The sequence below is a fragment of the Microcoleus sp. A2-C3 genome (assembly GCF_036706065.1).
Taxonomy (GTDB): Bacteria; Cyanobacteriota; Cyanobacteriia; order Cyanobacteriales; family Microcoleaceae; genus Microcoleus.
Genome location: NZ_JAUBVX010000039.1, coordinates 1 through 15,442, shown reverse-complemented (window position 1 = coordinate 15,442; position 15,442 = coordinate 1). Strand labels below are relative to the sequence as shown.

Genomic DNA, 15,442 nt, shown 5'->3' with positions numbered 1-15,442 from the left:
ATCCGTATTTACAAGTCCGTGCCCAAAAAAAAGACAAAAAAAGAGAGAGCTACCGAAGTAACTCTCTCTGCCATCAGGGTGCATCTACGTAACACAATATAACACGATAGCAGTGAGGGGTGATACCCCCAAGTGTGAAGTTCTTGTCAAGAAATGTCTATTTAATTGTAAAGTTACCATGAAGCGGAAAAGGCAGATCGCGCGGCGGACTCAGGAAAAACCGATCGCCCGCCGCTCTATCCGCTACAAAAAACCCCTTAACGAATGCTTGGCCTTAACCGTTAAGCTTGGCTGCCAGCAACTCATTGGTCACTTTCGGATCGGCCCTGCCGCCCGTTTCCTTCATCACCTTACCGACGAAAAAGCCCAGCAGCTTAGTTTTGCCAGCCCGGTACTGTTCGAGCTCCTTGGGATTGGCGGCTAATACTGCATCGATCGCGCGATCGATCGCCCCAGTATCCGAAATTTGAATCAAACCCTTACTCTCAACCAACTTTTGAGGCGAACCACCGTTGGCCAGCAACTCCGGCAAAATATCCTTAGCGATTTTGCCACTGATCGTGCCAGCATCAATTAGCGCCAGCAATTCGGCCAAATCCTGCGGTTGAAAAGGAATTTCTGCGATCGCCAGTTTCTCATTTTTCAGATAAGCAGTGATATCGCCCATCACCCAATTCGCAGCTTGTTTAGTAGCAGCACCCGCGGCGATCACCCTTTCAAAATACTCCGCCACCGCTTTGTCGTCAGTCAAAACCCGCGTGTCGTAGGGAGAAAGAGCGAGATTAGTTTCGTAGCGATGGCGCTTTTGGGCCGGCAATTCCGGCAGTTGAGCTTTCCAATCCCGTAATTGATCTGCCGAAACTTCGATCGGAGGCAAATCCGGTTCCGGGAAATAGCGGTAATCGCTCGCACCTTCCTTGAGTCGCATACTGAAAGTACACTGCTTGTTTTCATCCCAAAGCCGCGTTTCTTGGACGATGGTTTCGCCATTTTCGATAGCTTGAGTTTGCCGCTCAATCTCGTAATCGATCGCCCGTTCGATCGCATTAAAAGAGTTCATATTTTTAATTTCCACCTTAGTGCCGAACTCTTTTCGGCCAACCGGGCGCACCGAAATATTCACGTCGCACCGCAGGGAACCTTCCTGCATATTCCCGTCGCCAACACCGATGTAGCGGATAATCCGGCGGATTTCTTGACCGTATTCGGCAGCTTCCGCGCCCGATCGCAAATCCGGTTCCGAAACAATTTCAATTAAAGGCACGCCGGCGCGGTTATAATCCACCATTGAATAGGTAGAACCGCTGAGGCGATCGCTACCGCCGTGAACCAATTTCCCTGCATCTTCCTCCATGTGTAAGCGAGTGATTCCGATTTGTTTTTTAGTAGAATTGCCCGCTTCGTCCACCAGTTCAATTTCTATTGAACCGTGAATGGCGATCGGCAAATCGAACTGAGAAATTTGATAATTTTTCGGCAAATCGGGATAGAAATATTGCTTGCGGTCAAACTTACTGTAAGGTGCAATTTGACAGTTGAGAGCGAGTCCTGCTTTCACCGCATATTCCAGGACTTTTTCATTTAATACTGGCAGCACTCCCGGCATTCCCATACAAATTGGGTCAATGTTAGTATTTGGAGCATTGCCAAATTCTGTAGAAGAACTGGAGAAAATTTTAGTATTCGTACTCAATTGACAGTGAGTTTCGAGACCGATAACAGCTTCGTACTGAGTTTTAACTGATGTAGCAGCAGTCATACGCGACCTATAAAGACTGAATAACTTTACATTTTATTTTAGCTTTTTATTGACGAACTGGCTTGAGATTATTTGTAGGGGGTTGGGACAGTTTCATTAGTGTCAACCAGAGTGAAACCTTTAACAAATCTCTCTGATACCCTAGTCTCTATTCCGTCGCATCCCAAAAAGACCCAGTTAGAGGCTCTTGTACCCCGGTTGGGAAGGGATTAGGGGGATCTGCGACCATTTCCCCGACTTGCGCCAAATAATTCACCTTTCTGGTTGCTTGTGGGCCATCAAGCTTCTCCTGCTGGAGATTGGCACACCCAACGCCTGCGCTACAGATTCGAGAGAACCGACACCCCGATCCCCGCCGATATTCTTTCGATCGCCCGAAACCACAACCCTGTGCAAAAATATACTCAACGCCCGATTTCGCCCGATCTCGTCCGCAGGCTTGCCCAGGATACTTTTTCCTCGATCGACTGAAATTGCCGATCGGCAGGCCAAACCCTAATGCCTGCCATCTTTAATAGCGCCGCCCGCCTCCAACGACCGGCTCCGCGCACCCATAAAAAATTTCAAATGTATAATTTAATAGGAATTTACATATTTTTAGTTTTTTATTTTTAATTTTTAATTTACCAATAAATAGTTTCCCAAGTGTCAAAATTATGAATGAAACTCCACTGGAAAGTGACGCACTGTTTCAGAACAGCATCAGTGAACTAGAGCAGGCAGAATCTGCTCTCGAACTTGCTTGGGACGAATTCGAAAAACAAACAGCAAAAACTATTGCTCAGATAGCCAAAGCCGACCAAGTAAACGCACAGGAGATCAGCGAGGGATTTGCCAAAGCCAAGCAACTGCGCCAGCAACTTCAAACTAAAATAAAACAAGCCAACTCGCGGCGGGAATTTCACTTAGAAAACTCGCCCTTGGCAGTTATAGAGTGGGATAAAGAAGGTCGAGTAGTGCGGTGGTCGCCAATGGCCGAAAAAATATTTGGCTGGAGTGCAGCAGAAGTAATCGGCAAATACTGGCACGAATGGTCAATAGTTTATCCAGAAGACTTCGATATAGTGGGGACCGTCACAAATCAACTGTTACAGAACAAAGAACCCCGCAACGTTTGCCACAACCGCAACTATACCAAAGATGGCTCGGTAATTTACTGCGAGTGGTACAATTCTGCACTCATCGATGAATCGGGAACATTAGTTTCAATTCTCTCTTTTGCTAGAGACATAACCGAACACCACCGCACTCAACAAGAACTTCACCAGCGCGAACAGGAATTTAGCGCACTAGCCGAAAATTCTACCGATATCATAGCGCGGTTCGACCGACAACTGCGCCACCTTTACGTCAACAAAGAAATCGAACGAGCCACCGGAAAACCCCCCTCAGAATTTATCGGCAAAAGTAACAAAGAATTAGGAACTTCCCCCGATATTTGCAACCTGTGGGACGAAGCCTGTGTCAAAGTTTTCCGCGTTGGGAAACAAGAAACTATCGAATTTGATTTTCCCACTCCCGACGGGATAACATACTATCAATGTCGAATTATTCCAGAATTTGCTAAGGATAATTCAGTAGAAACAGTTTTAGCGATCGCCCGCGACATCACAGAAATCAAACAAGTCGAAGCTCAGTTGCGCGAAAGCGAAGCTCGATTTAGGCGCATAGTTGATTCTAACATGATCGGGATTATTTTTTGGAACATTAACGGCGAGATAACCGATGCCAATCAGGCTTTTTTAAACCTAGTAGGGCACACGCGAGACGATTTGTTTTCCCAAAAAATTGGCTGGCAAAAAATGACACCGCCAGAGTACCGCAGCCTCGATGAAGAAAAACTTGCAGAAGTGGCAGCTAACAACATAAACACCCCTTTTGAAAAAGAATTCATCCGAGCCGACGGTAGCCGCGTTCCGGTGCTGCTAGGCTCTGCATTGTTAGAAGGTTCGCAGGAATTAGGGGTGAGTTTTGTGCTGGACGTGACCGATCGCAAACAAGCCGAATTTGAACTGCAAAAACAGCAAGAACTTTTAGAAAGCATCATTAAAACTATCCCCAATTTTCTGTATATATACGACACAGAAGCACAGCAAAATATCTATGTAAATGTAGCAGTCACAGCGATGTTGGGATACACTCCCCAAGAATTGCAAGATAGGGGTACAGAAGCTATATCTAGCTTAATTTACCCGGATGATATGCCGAAGTTAATTGCAGGTATGCAGCGGCTGGAAAACAGCACAAACCCCCACGAAACCGATGACGTAGACTACAGGATAAAACACAAAAATGGAGAATGGCGCTGGGTTCACGATCGATCGACCATCTTCAAAAGAACTCCCGATGGCAAAATGAAGGAAGTAATCGGTTCCGTACTCGACATTACCGATCGCAAACAAGCCGAAGAATCCTTAAAACAGCAAAACGAATTGCTGCAAACAATCTTCGACAACGTGCCAGTCATGCTGACATCCTTAGATGCCCAGGGTGAATTAATCTTGGTAAACCGCCACTGGGAACAAGTGCTCGGCTGGAGTTTTGCAGAAACCAAAAACCGCGATATGTTGACAGAATTTTATCCTGAGCCGGAATACCGCCAATACGTCTTGGACTTCCTGCAAGCAGCAACTCAGAAGTGGGGCGACTTCAAAATTAAAGTTAGAGACGGGCGAATTATCGACACTACTTGGGCAAATGTTCGCCTCTCCGACGGCACACTTATCAGCATCGGTCAAGATATCAGCGACCGCAAGCGAGCCGAAGCGGAACTCAAGCAGCTCAACGAAACTTTAGAAACTCAAGTAGCCCTGCGTACCGCCGAATTAGAGACTTTTTTTGATGCTTTACCCGATCTCATTTTTGTGGTAGAACGTGAGAATATGCGCTTCTCTTTTGTCAACTGGCCTATTGCCGAATTTTCCGGCTTCGACAGCAGGCAGCAGATGCAGGGCAAAACTATTTATGAATGCTATCCAAGGCCACTTGCAGAACGATTTTACTTGGAAAATATGCAAGTATTTGTATCCGGCGAGACGATTCATTTTCAGGAAAATTTTGTGGTTTCTGGCGATAGTGTTTATTTCGACACTTTTAAAATTCCTCTCAGGAATCTCGACGGCGAGGTTTATGCTTTAATTGCCACTGCTCGCAATATCACTGAGTTGGTAAAGACGAAACAAGCTTTATCGGAACGCACGGAGCAATTAGAGGCTGCCAATCAAGAATTAGAATCTTTTTGCTATTCTGTTTCCCACGACCTCCGCGCTCCTTTGCGCCATATTTCAGGTTTTGTTAATGCTTTGAAACAGCGGTTAGAATCAACTGAGGTCTTGAACGATCCTAAAATTGGTCACTACATCGAAGTAATTGATGACAGCAGCGAAAAAATGAGCTTGTTGATTGACGGTTTGCTCGATCTTTCCCGCGTGGGCCGCACCGAGTTAATCCAAATCCCGATCAATCTCACCCGTTTGGTGCAAACTGCGATTAAATTGACTAAACCCCGAACAGCCGCAGAGCCGACCCCAACTCCTGACAGCGTTGAATTTGTCGTGGGAGATTTGCCGGCGGTGATGGGAGATCCCACCTTGCTGCAACAGGTGTTCAGCAACTTGATCGACAACGCTGTCAAGTTCAGCCGCGGACGCACTCCGGCTATAATAGTGATTGATGCTTTACCTGACGGAACTATTTTTGTCAAGGATAACGGGGTAGGTTTTTCGATGGAATATGCCGATCGGCTGTTTGCAGCATTTGTGCGGCTGCACTCCCAGAGAGAATTTGAAGGTACGGGCATCGGTTTGGCGATCGTCCAGCGGATTATTCACCGCCACGGCGGCACGATTTGGGCGACGAGCGTACCTAGTCAAGGAGCGACATTCTACTTTAAACTAAGCAAATAATCTCAAACGGTAATATAAATTCGCAACTTGCCAGTATAGTCATAAATGCAGAATTTGGAACTATTATAAAGTTAAAGAAGTCACACTATGTTCTGCAATCCCTCGGTTGCGAGGATCAAATAAATGTGTTGAGAGCCGATCGAAAATATTTATAAAGATAACTAAAAAAAACGAGTGAGACTTACTCAGACTTTCTTTGAGAAATGAATAGATTTAGCAAAATAAACCACCTTCAAAAACTCCATAATTCCGTATGTTAGATCACGAACAGACCAATTATTTACTGAACCTGGTAGCGGAATCAACATTAAACTTGTTGATTGTCGAAGACATGGCAGAAGATATGGAATTAATAGTGCTAGCCTTAGAATCGGGGGGAGTAAATTTTAATTGCGACACTGCCGAAACAGCAACAGAATGCAGACAACTGCTGCAAAATTGCCAGTACGATGCTGTGCTGTCAGATTACCGCCTCCCAGGTTTCAACGGTTTAGAAGTGTTGAAATTAATGCAGGAATTAGGGCAAGACATACCCTTGATTTTAGTAACGGGAAGTTTGGGAGAAGAAGCCGCAGTTGAGTGCATCAAAGCCGGAATGACCGATTTCGTATTAAAAGGGCGGCTGTTTAGGTTGCCAACAGTATTAGAACGATCGCTCCAAGAATACAAAATGCGTCGCCAGCAACAAGAAGCGATCGCCCAAATTCAGCGGCAAGCGACTCGTGAGGCGATCATTAACCGCATCGTCCAAGCCATGCGCGAAACCCTGGTACTCGACGAAGTGCTGCAAACCACCGCCGACCAACTGCACGAAGCTCTCGAAATCAGCGGCTGTACGATCTTGCAGCCAGATGCCACAGGCGGCATCATAGTTCGCTACATCAGCTCATCAGCAGACAAACAACGACTCATCGGGCTAAATTGCGAATTTGCCCAACACTACCGAACATCCCTCGCGGCCGGAGAAACCCTCGTCCTCGATGAGTTATCGACTCTGTGCCCGTCCCTGCAAGCATCAGCAGAGTTTGTAGGGTTTCGCGCAGTGGTGATCGCACCGCTGCTTTACCAGCAGTCATTTTTGGGAGGAATTGGTCTCTATCAGTGCGATCGCGCGCGCTCTTGGAGCGCCGAAGAACTATCGCTAGTCAAAGCCATAGCGGATCAATGTGCGATCGCGATCCACCAAGCCGAACTCTACCAACAAGCCCAAACCGAACTCGCAGAACGCAAGCGCGCTGAAGCAGAAGTCCGCGGCATCCAGCAGCAGCTAGCCACAATGGCAGCCAACATTCCCGGCTCAGTCTACCGCGCCGTAATACATCCAGACGACACAATGTCCATGCCCTACGTCAGTCCGGGCGTGCGCGAAGTAACTGGGATTGAGGCCGAAGAAGTAAAGGCGCGTCCAGAACTGTTGACCGAAATCATTCATCCCGACGACAAAAGCTTGTTTAACAGCAGCGTAGCAGCATCGAGTGCCAGTCTCCAGCCCTGCGATCGCCAGTACCGGATCGTTCTGAGATCTGGTGAGGTCAAGTGGGTGCAAGATAGCGCCAGATTTTCCAAAAACGAAAACGGTGACATAATTATCGACGGAGTAGCCCTCGACATCAGCGGACGCAAACTTGCCGAATCAGCGCTACGGGAAAGCGAACAGCGCTTTCGATCGCTGATTGAAAACGCCACAGACATCACGATCATTATCGACGGCAAGGGCATCTTCCGCTACATCAGCCCTTCCGTCAAGCGAATTTTAGGCTACGCACCCCACCACGCGATCGGGCGTAGCGCCCTAGGGACAGTTCACCCAGACGACTGCGCCGCGATCGCCCAAACCCTCCACAAAGCCCTTGAAAACCCCAAAAGAAGCCAGTCCCCAGTTGAGTATCGAGTCCGCCACCGCAACGGTTCCTGGTGTTATGTAGAAGCTGTAGCTACCAACTTGCTGCACGATCCGGCAGTCAATGGCATCGTGATCAACTGCCATGACATCACTCAGCGCAAACTCGCCGAAGAACAACTGCTGCACGACGCTTTTCACGACTCCCTCACGGGATTGCCAAACCGATCGCTGTTTAGCGCTCGCCTGGAACACTCTCTGAGGCTGGCAAAACGGCGCAAAGACTACTTGTTTGCCGTGCTGTTTCTGGATTTAGATCGATTTAAAGTAGTCAACGATTCCCTCGGCCACACGATCGGCGATCAACTGCTAATTGCGATCGCGCGGCGTCTGGAAACTTGTCTCAGAGTCGGAGATACAGTCGCCCGCCTCGGAGGAGACGAGTTCGTGCTTTTACTCGAAGACATCGACGGCATAAATGAAGCTACCAGCATTGTCAACCGCCTGCAACAGAAAATCACCTCCCCCATCCTGCTAGACGGACACGAAGTATTTATCACCGCTAGCATCGGCATTACTTTGAGTTCTGATGAATACCTGGAACCGACAAACCTGCTGCGCGACGCCGACACCGCCATGTACCGCGCCAAACAACTCGGCCGAGCCCGACACGAAGTTTTCAACAGTTCCATGCACGCCCACGCTTTGCGACTGTTGCAGCTAGAAAATGACTTGCGGCGGGCGATCGAATCAATTAGAGACCAAGCCATAGAACAAGAATCTACCCCATGCGCGCGATCGACCTTACCTCCCTTATCCGCAGCCCCCCAGTTTATCATTCACTATCAGCCGATCGTGTCGATCGCCAATAACACAATTACCGGTTTCGAGGCTCTAGTGCGCTGGCAGCATCCAGAACGCGGCTTAATTTCCCCAGTCGAATTTATTCCCATCGCCGAAGAAACCGGATTGATCGTAGCCCTCGGCCGCTGGGTACTGCGCACAGCTTGCCAGCAAATCCGTGAGTGGCAGCAACTATTTCAAAATAACCCGCCTTTGAGTGTCAGCGTCAACCTTTCAGTCAAACAGTTTTCTCAGCCAGATTTAATCGAATATATCGATCAAGTTCTCGAAGAAAGTCACCTCGACGGTAGCAGTTTAAAACTAGAAATTACCGAAAGCGTACTCATAGAAAATTCCGAATCAGTAACAGCAATGCTAGTGCAGCTTAGATCCAGAAACATACATTTGTGCATTGACGACTTCGGCACCGGATATTCATCCCTATCCTACCTGCACCGCTTCCCCACCAATACCTTAAAAATAGACCGCTCTTTTGTCAGCAGAATGGGAGGCGAGTTCGACCTCGGTAAAGGAAGCATTGATCCCACAGAAATTGTGCGATCGATCGTTACTTTATCCCACAATTTAGGCATGGATGTAGTAGCCGAAGGAGTCGAAGAAGCCTCGCAACTATCTATACTCAAAGGATTAAAATGCGAGTTCGCCCAAGGATTCTTTTTCTCAAAGCCAGTAGACTCTCAAACAGCAGCAGGTCTCATCCGACAGCAAGCAGAAAATCAGAATTTGCTGACATTTAGTTTGTGAGAAAAAGGCTATTGAAAAAACATGGCACTTTGTGGGCCCCGTTTCAGCATAAAATCTTAAAATATTTTAAAGCTGTCCCTAACTCTAGCGTCAGTTAATAACTACGGCATCGAAATCATTATGGCTATTGGCTACCTCGCCCTCGTTCTCCACGCCCACCTGCCTTTTGTCCGCCACCCCGAAAGCGACTACGTTTTAGAAGAAGAATGGCTGTTTGAGGCGATCGCAGAAACCTATATTCCCTTGCTGCAAGTCTTTGAAGGGCTAAAACGCGACGGCATCGACTTTAAGATTACCATGAGCATGACACCGCCATTGGTGTCAATGCTGCGCGACCCCTTGCTGCAAGACCGTTTCGACGACCACTTGGCCAAACTCGAAGAACTAGCGGATCTTGAAATTGAACACCACAGCGGCAACGGTCATCTCCGCTATTTAGCCGAACATTACGCCGCCCACTTCTCTCAAGTTCGCAATTATTGGGAAAAGTGCGATCGAGATTTAGTAAAAGCCTTCAAAAAATTCCAAGATAGCAACAACCTCGAAATCATGACCTGCGGGGCCACCCACGGCTACTTACCGCTAATGAAAATGTACCCAGAGGCAGTTTGGGCGCAAATACAAGTAGCCTGCGAAAGCTACGAACAAAACTTCGGCCGCCGACCAAAAGGTATTTGGCTGCCCGAATGCGCCTATTACGAGGGCTTAGAGAGGATGTTAGCCGATGCCGGTCTCCGCTACTTTCTCACAGACGGTCACGGCATCCTCTACGCCCGCCCGCGTCCCCGCTACGGTAGCTACGCCCCAATTTTCACCGAATGCGGAGTCGCAGCATTTGGTCGGGATCACGAATCATCGCAGCAAGTTTGGTCTTCCGAAGTCGGCTATCCAGGCGCGGCCGAATACCGAGAATTCTACAAAGATTTGGGTTGGGAAGCCGACTACGACTACATCAAACCCTACATCATGCCTAACGGCCAGCGCAAAAACACCGGGATTAAATATCACAAAATTACCGGTCGCGGATTAGGTTTAGGCGACAAACAGTTATACGATCCCTACTGGGCAAGGGAAAAAACAGCCGAACACGCTAGCAACTTTGCTTTCAACCGGGAACGGCAAGTCGAACACCTCAACGGGATTATGCAGCGTCCCCCGATTATTGTATCGCCCTACGACGCGGAACTTTTCGGTCATTGGTGGTATGAAGGCCCTTGGTTCTTAGATTACTTATTCCGCAAGAGTTGGTACGACCAAAATACCTACGAAATGACGCACTTAGCCGATTATTTGCGAGGAAATCCGACTCAACAAGTGTGCCGTCCATCTCAGTCTAGTTGGGGTTTCCGGGGTTTCCACGAGTATTGGCTGAATGATACTAATGCTTGGATTTATCCGCATTTGCACAAGGCTGCGGAACGGATGATTGAGTTGGGGAACATGGAAGCAGAGGACGAGTTGCAGTTGCGGGCTTTGAACCAGGCCGCGCGGGAAGTGTTGTTAGCTCAATCGTCTGACTGGGCGTTTATCATGCGTACAGGGACGATGGTGCCTTATGCGGTGCGGCGGACGCGATCGCACTTAATGCGCTTTCACAAGCTGTACGATGAAGTGAAAGAAGGTAAAGTCGATTCCGGTTGGTTGGAAAAGGTTCAGGAGATCGACAACATCTTCCCTGAGATTAATTATCGCGTTTATCGATCGCTCTAAGCAAACTTCGAGTCAATTTTCGACAGATTAAAACCCGCACTGGCGGGTTTTTTATTTAGTCCTGTTCTGGCGGGCTGAAAATCTCCGTATTTTAGTTGTGTTTGGCGATCGTTGGAAATCATGGGGTAAAATTGTAAACTGCGATCGGCTTTTACAAACTTTATTCAATATATAGCGGTTCTCAAAAAAGTGAGGTATGCCCTATGCCCTATGCCCTATGCCCTATGCCCAAATAATAAAAAACCGCCCCCCACGCAGAAGTTAACAATTAATTTAATTTAACCGTTACGCGGGGAAGGTTTATAACAGTTATCAGTTGCGTTGAGACGGGTTTATCAAGGTTATCGATGGGTGACAAAATTCATCGGTGAACCCACCTCTACAAATTCTACTAATTCATAATGTAAAAGCATTAACATTGTGGCTGCAATTGTCTCCATTGCATAAGTTGTACCATCTTGATGAGAAAATTCTACCTCAAAAGCACTGCCCTCGAATTCCATCACCACTGTTCCTACTTGTCCTTTATATAATTTAATGCTTTCTTTTGTTTCAAAATGGGTTGCTTCTAAGTCTTCAGTTAAAGCAACAATATCTAGGTCTTTAATTGTTTTCATTATTTTTACCTCACTTTTTGATGGGATAACAATTTGTTAATTTAGGGAAATTTTCACCTGTTCGGATGCTCCAAGCTGCTAGAATCAGAGATTCACATACTTCGGTTTGAAGCCAGAATTTCATGTTGTAATGTGTTCCGTATTCATTGGTTTTCCGAATAATAACATCTTCGTTGATAGCAGCTTGTTTTACAGCCTGTTTGAGCGGTTCAGCATTTTCTAGGGTAATGCCTAATTTGCTGGCAAACAAAATAGCTTTATTTTTTCCCTGTTCGTGATTTAGATTTAGAGAATATTATTCTATTTTATTGCCTAAATCTGCTAGATGACCATTAGGCAGTTTCACTATGAATATTTTTTTAATAACACTATAGAATAATATTCTATGATCATCGATTTTTACTCATTTTTCAACCATGCAGGGGCGGGTTCACCGAGCTATTTGACACCCACTGACAAATGATAAAAACCCGCCCCACCCAGAAGTTAACAATTAATTTAATTTAACCGTTACGAGGAGAAGGTTTATAACAGTTATCAGTTGGGTTGAGGCGGGTTTATGAATGTTATCGATGGGTGACAAAATTTATCATTGCGGTAGCCGGCTGCTCAAAACTTGGCTGAGCTTTCAACCGCTACTGCAAAAACTTGTAATATTAATCATGGCACTATTTGGCTGAATCTGGCGATCGTCGCGATGGAGGACTCGCGCCCCAAAACTCACACCAGGTCAAAAAAGAATACAACTGCTTTGCCCGTGCTGCAAACCCTTAATTCATCAGTCATTCCCAATTCTACAATCTTTAATCTAACATCGTATCACTTGATCTGGGTGCAGGTGGCTCACCTTACCGCTGCTTAATAAAAATTAAATTTGAATTTTCAAGGGCTGGGTATCTCAAAAATGTAAGTTATTTGACAACAGTCTGTGAAAAAATTTGCTATTGATAGAATAAGCCCGCAAAATTGCGATCCACGCAAAGAGGGTAATTGAAGCATCTCTGGTTCATCGAGGGCAGCAACGTCAGTCGATTTGAGATTTACTCCACAGATTTATCTGGGAGCTTGAACAGGAGTCTCAAATTTTGGGTTCGACTCTCCCATGAGCGTCGGCTGCTTGTACCTATTTTTGGGTAATGTCAAGTGTTTTTGGCTTTTTCGGACGCGATCGACCTTTGAGCAAAATAATACTTCTGGAGGATGACATGAGCTATACATTTGAAATCCTGGGCGTATCTCCAACTTTAACGTTTTTTAACCAACAGCAAGAATTACTGCAACAAAAGCAGCCGTCCGGTGTAGAATATTTGGGAAACCGGAAGTGTACTCTCGATTCGTTTGTGACATCCGTAGAGATAGTTTCTCCCTATCGTGGCTGGGATGTCGATCGAGTCGTAAACACCGTGATTAGTTTCTGGATGAACAACTCGGAGAGCATCCAGTATTGGAAGGATAGGCTACAGGATGCCGGCACCGAAAACTTGTTAGTCGCCAGAGTAGGCGATATCAAGTCTTTGCAAGCCGCATTTGAATCGCTGTTGGGCGAATAGGAAGGAAGCATCTCATTTTCGTAAAAAGCATTTTTTTGTTTGAGTGCGATCGTTCCCGGTCGCTTATTACAATACGCGATCGGGACAGCACTATCAAAACAAAATTGAGATGCTCCCAATCAGAAAATTGGGAATTGGGAAAAACTCGATCGACAATCGCTAAAATCAACTCAACTTTCTATTCCCAATTCCCAATTCCCAATTCCCGATTTCCCATTCCCAATTCCCAATTCCCAATTCCCAATTCCCAATTCCTATGTCTCGTTCAAAAGCCCTGCAATCTTATATTTTTCTCCGCTTACTCCTCGCACCGCTAATGTTGTGGACAATCACCACAGCAGTATTTTTGCTGCTGCGAGCCACTCCGGGCGACCCCATAGATGCGATTCTCGGCTCACGAGCTCCCGCAGCCGCCAAAGCAGCAATGCGAACCCAACTTGGCCTCGATGCACCGCTGTGGCAACAATATCTCAAATACATGAAAGACTTGTTGGGCTTCGACTTAGGAACCTCCATCACTACTCGCGGACAAACCGTTTGGCAAATTATCGGAGACTATTTCCCCGCCACAGTGGAATTAGCAGTTTGTAGCATGGCCATAGCTTTAATTGTCGGCATCAGTATCGGTTCCTTGGCAGCATCGCGCCCCAATACTATTTTCGATGCTGCTGGCCGTTTGTTTGGCATTATTACTTACTCGCTGCCGGCTTTTTGGGCCGGCATGGTTTTACAATTAATTTTCTCGGTGCAGTTGGGCTGGTTTCCCTTGGGAACTCGCTTTCCGGTGACATTCCCAGCCCCCCAAGGCTACACGGGACTTTACACTATAGACAGTCTTCTGAGCGCTAACCTTGGTCAGTTTTTCACAAGTTTGCATTATTTGGCACTTCCAAGTTTGACGCTGGGCATTCTTTTGAGTGGCATTTTTGAGCGAATTGTTAGGGTGAATCTGAAGCAAACTTTGCAAGCAGATTATGTTGAAGCAGCTAGAGCTCGCGGCATTCCTGAATTGCAGATTTTATGGGCTCACGCTCTGAAAAATGCGCTAATTCCAGTGATTACAGTCTTAGGATTAACTTTTGCTGCTCTGTTGGGTGGTGCTATTTTAACTGAGGTTACTTTTTCTTGGCCGGGGCTGGCAAATCGACTGTACGAAGCGATTAGCTTGCGTGATTATCCAACAGTACAAGGTATTGTGGTGTTTTTTGCGGGAATTGTGGTAATTGCTAGTATTGCAATTGATGTTTTGAATGCTTACATTGACCCGCGAATTCGGTACTAAATGAAGGAAGAGTTGACAGTTGACAGTTGACAGTTGACAGTTGACAGTTGACAGAAGGAATAATGAAGAAGCAAGAATGAAGATGTTCGCCCTCTCCCCCTCTCCCATTCTCCCCCTCTCCCATTCTCCCCCTCTCCCATTCTCCCCCTCTCCCATTCTCCCCCTCTCCCGCTATCTGCTCCTTTGATATGCGTGGAAAATTATCAGGTGCGATCGACTAAAATATGGAACTCATATCAACAAGTAGAATTGTTGCAGCACTGAATGATTTTGCCAGAGGAGGCGAGTGTGGCACTCTCAGCTTTTTCTACCTGTACTTTCTGCGTGCGCCAAATGTTGCAGCCAGGATTAGCCCCTTAAGAAACAGCGATCGAAAATATCGGCTTTTAGACTCAGGACACTTTGCAGTTTATCGGCAATACTAGAGCAATAAAAAGCAAAATTTGAGGAAAAGCTGATGAAATTATTACAAATAACAGTCGCTCTATCGGCTGCTTTGACTCCACTAATGGCTGAAGCTGCCTTTAGCCGCCCGATGGTGGACGCAGGCGACTTTCCCAGAGCCTCAAACCCGCGAGTAAACGTGCCGGTTTGCTTCATCGAAACCCCAAGCGGCACAACTTTTGATTTAGTCAGATTGTGCGGCACCAACGCCGATCCCCAAAAGATGGCTCCCGCAGCCGGCAACCCCGCCAATGCTCCTGCAAATAACCCCAATGCAGCGAATCCGGCAGCCGCCCCGAACCCCAACAGCGTCACCAGAGATGCTGCCGGCACCCCGATAACTACTCCTGCGGGTACGAATCCCAACAATCCCAACAATCCCAGCAATCCCAACAATCCCAACAATCCCAACAATGTCAATCCGGGAACTTCGCCGAATACCAATCCCAACAATGTCAATCCGGGAACTTCGCCGAATACCAATCCCAACAATATCAATCCGGGAACTTCGCCGAATACCAATCCCAACAATGTCAATCCGGGAACTTCGCCGAATACCAATCCCAACAATATCAATCCGGGAACTTCGCCGAATACCAATCCCAACAATGTCAATCCGGGAACTTCGCCGAATACCAATCCCAACAATATCAATCCGGGAACTTCGCCGAATACCAATCCCAACAATGTCAATCCGGGAACTTCGCCGAATACCAATCCCAACAAT

10 protein-coding genes and 1 pseudogene are annotated in these 15,442 nt (G+C 46.8%); 8 read left to right on the top strand and 3 right to left on the bottom strand.

What is annotated here, in order from left to right; translation table 11 throughout:
- Window positions 1-274: 274 nt before the first annotated feature.
- Window positions 275-1,759, bottom strand: a complete 1,485-nt coding sequence (gene gatB, locus QUB66_RS20380; protein WP_332968652.1) for an Asp-tRNA(Asn)/Glu-tRNA(Gln) amidotransferase subunit GatB — start codon at window positions 1,757-1,759, stop codon at window positions 275-277.
- 270 nt (window positions 1,760-2,029) lie between these two features.
- On the opposite strand from gatB, the gene QUB66_RS20375 reads away from it, so the two are divergent.
- The 4 genes from QUB66_RS20375 to QUB66_RS20360 all read left to right on the top strand — a co-directional run bounded on the left by QUB66_RS20375 (window position 2,030) and on the right by QUB66_RS20360 (window position 10,822).
- Window positions 2,030-2,230 carry a hypothetical protein gene (locus QUB66_RS20375; RefSeq protein ID WP_265235193.1) on the top strand — a complete coding sequence of 67 codons (201 nt, stop codon included), beginning with the start codon at window positions 2,030-2,032 and terminating at the stop codon, window positions 2,228-2,230.
- A gap of 185 nt (window positions 2,231-2,415) precedes the next feature.
- Complete coding sequence (locus QUB66_RS20370) at window positions 2,416-5,664, top strand: PAS domain-containing sensor histidine kinase (RefSeq protein ID WP_332968650.1); 3,249 nt, start codon at window positions 2,416-2,418, stop codon at window positions 5,662-5,664.
- 253 nt (window positions 5,665-5,917) lie between these two features.
- Entirely contained in the window at window positions 5,918-9,112 is a 3,195-nt protein-coding gene (locus QUB66_RS20365; RefSeq protein ID WP_332968648.1) for an EAL domain-containing protein, read from the top strand.
- Between the two features lie 120 nt (window positions 9,113-9,232).
- Window positions 9,233-10,822 (top strand): glycoside hydrolase family 57 protein, encoded by a 1,590-nt coding sequence (locus QUB66_RS20360; protein WP_265235196.1) that lies wholly within the window; start codon window positions 9,233-9,235, stop codon window positions 10,820-10,822.
- Window positions 10,823-11,163: 341 nt separating this feature from the next.
- On the opposite strand, the gene QUB66_RS20355 is transcribed toward QUB66_RS20360, so the two are convergent.
- Window positions 11,164-11,439: a DUF4926 domain-containing protein gene (locus QUB66_RS20355; protein WP_332968647.1), complete on the bottom strand. Its 276-nt coding sequence runs from the start codon at window positions 11,437-11,439 to the stop codon at window positions 11,164-11,166.
- A 10-nt stretch (window positions 11,440-11,449) separates the two neighbouring features.
- Window positions 11,450-11,722 (bottom strand): annotated as a pseudogene (locus QUB66_RS20350) (DUF6883 domain-containing protein); the annotation flags it as partial.
- Window positions 11,723-12,055: 333 nt separating this feature from the next.
- Between QUB66_RS20350 and QUB66_RS20345 the strand changes: the two are divergent.
- The 4 genes from QUB66_RS20345 to QUB66_RS20330 form a co-directional block, all read left to right on the top strand.
- Entirely contained in the window at window positions 12,056-12,301 is a 246-nt protein-coding gene (locus tag QUB66_RS20345; protein WP_332968645.1) for a hypothetical protein, read from the top strand.
- A 343-nt stretch (window positions 12,302-12,644) separates the two neighbouring features.
- Window positions 12,645-12,989 carry a hypothetical protein gene (locus QUB66_RS20340; RefSeq protein ID WP_265236420.1) on the top strand — a complete coding sequence of 115 codons (345 nt, stop codon included), beginning with the start codon at window positions 12,645-12,647 and terminating at the stop codon, window positions 12,987-12,989.
- Window positions 12,990-13,245: 256 nt separating this feature from the next.
- Window positions 13,246-14,271 (top strand): ABC transporter permease, encoded by a 1,026-nt coding sequence (locus QUB66_RS20335; RefSeq protein WP_332968644.1) that lies wholly within the window; start codon window positions 13,246-13,248, stop codon window positions 14,269-14,271.
- Window positions 14,272-14,728: 457 nt separating this feature from the next.
- Window positions 14,729-15,442 (top strand): hypothetical protein (locus QUB66_RS20330; RefSeq protein ID WP_332971265.1); only part of this gene is annotated, 714 nt, incomplete at its 3' end.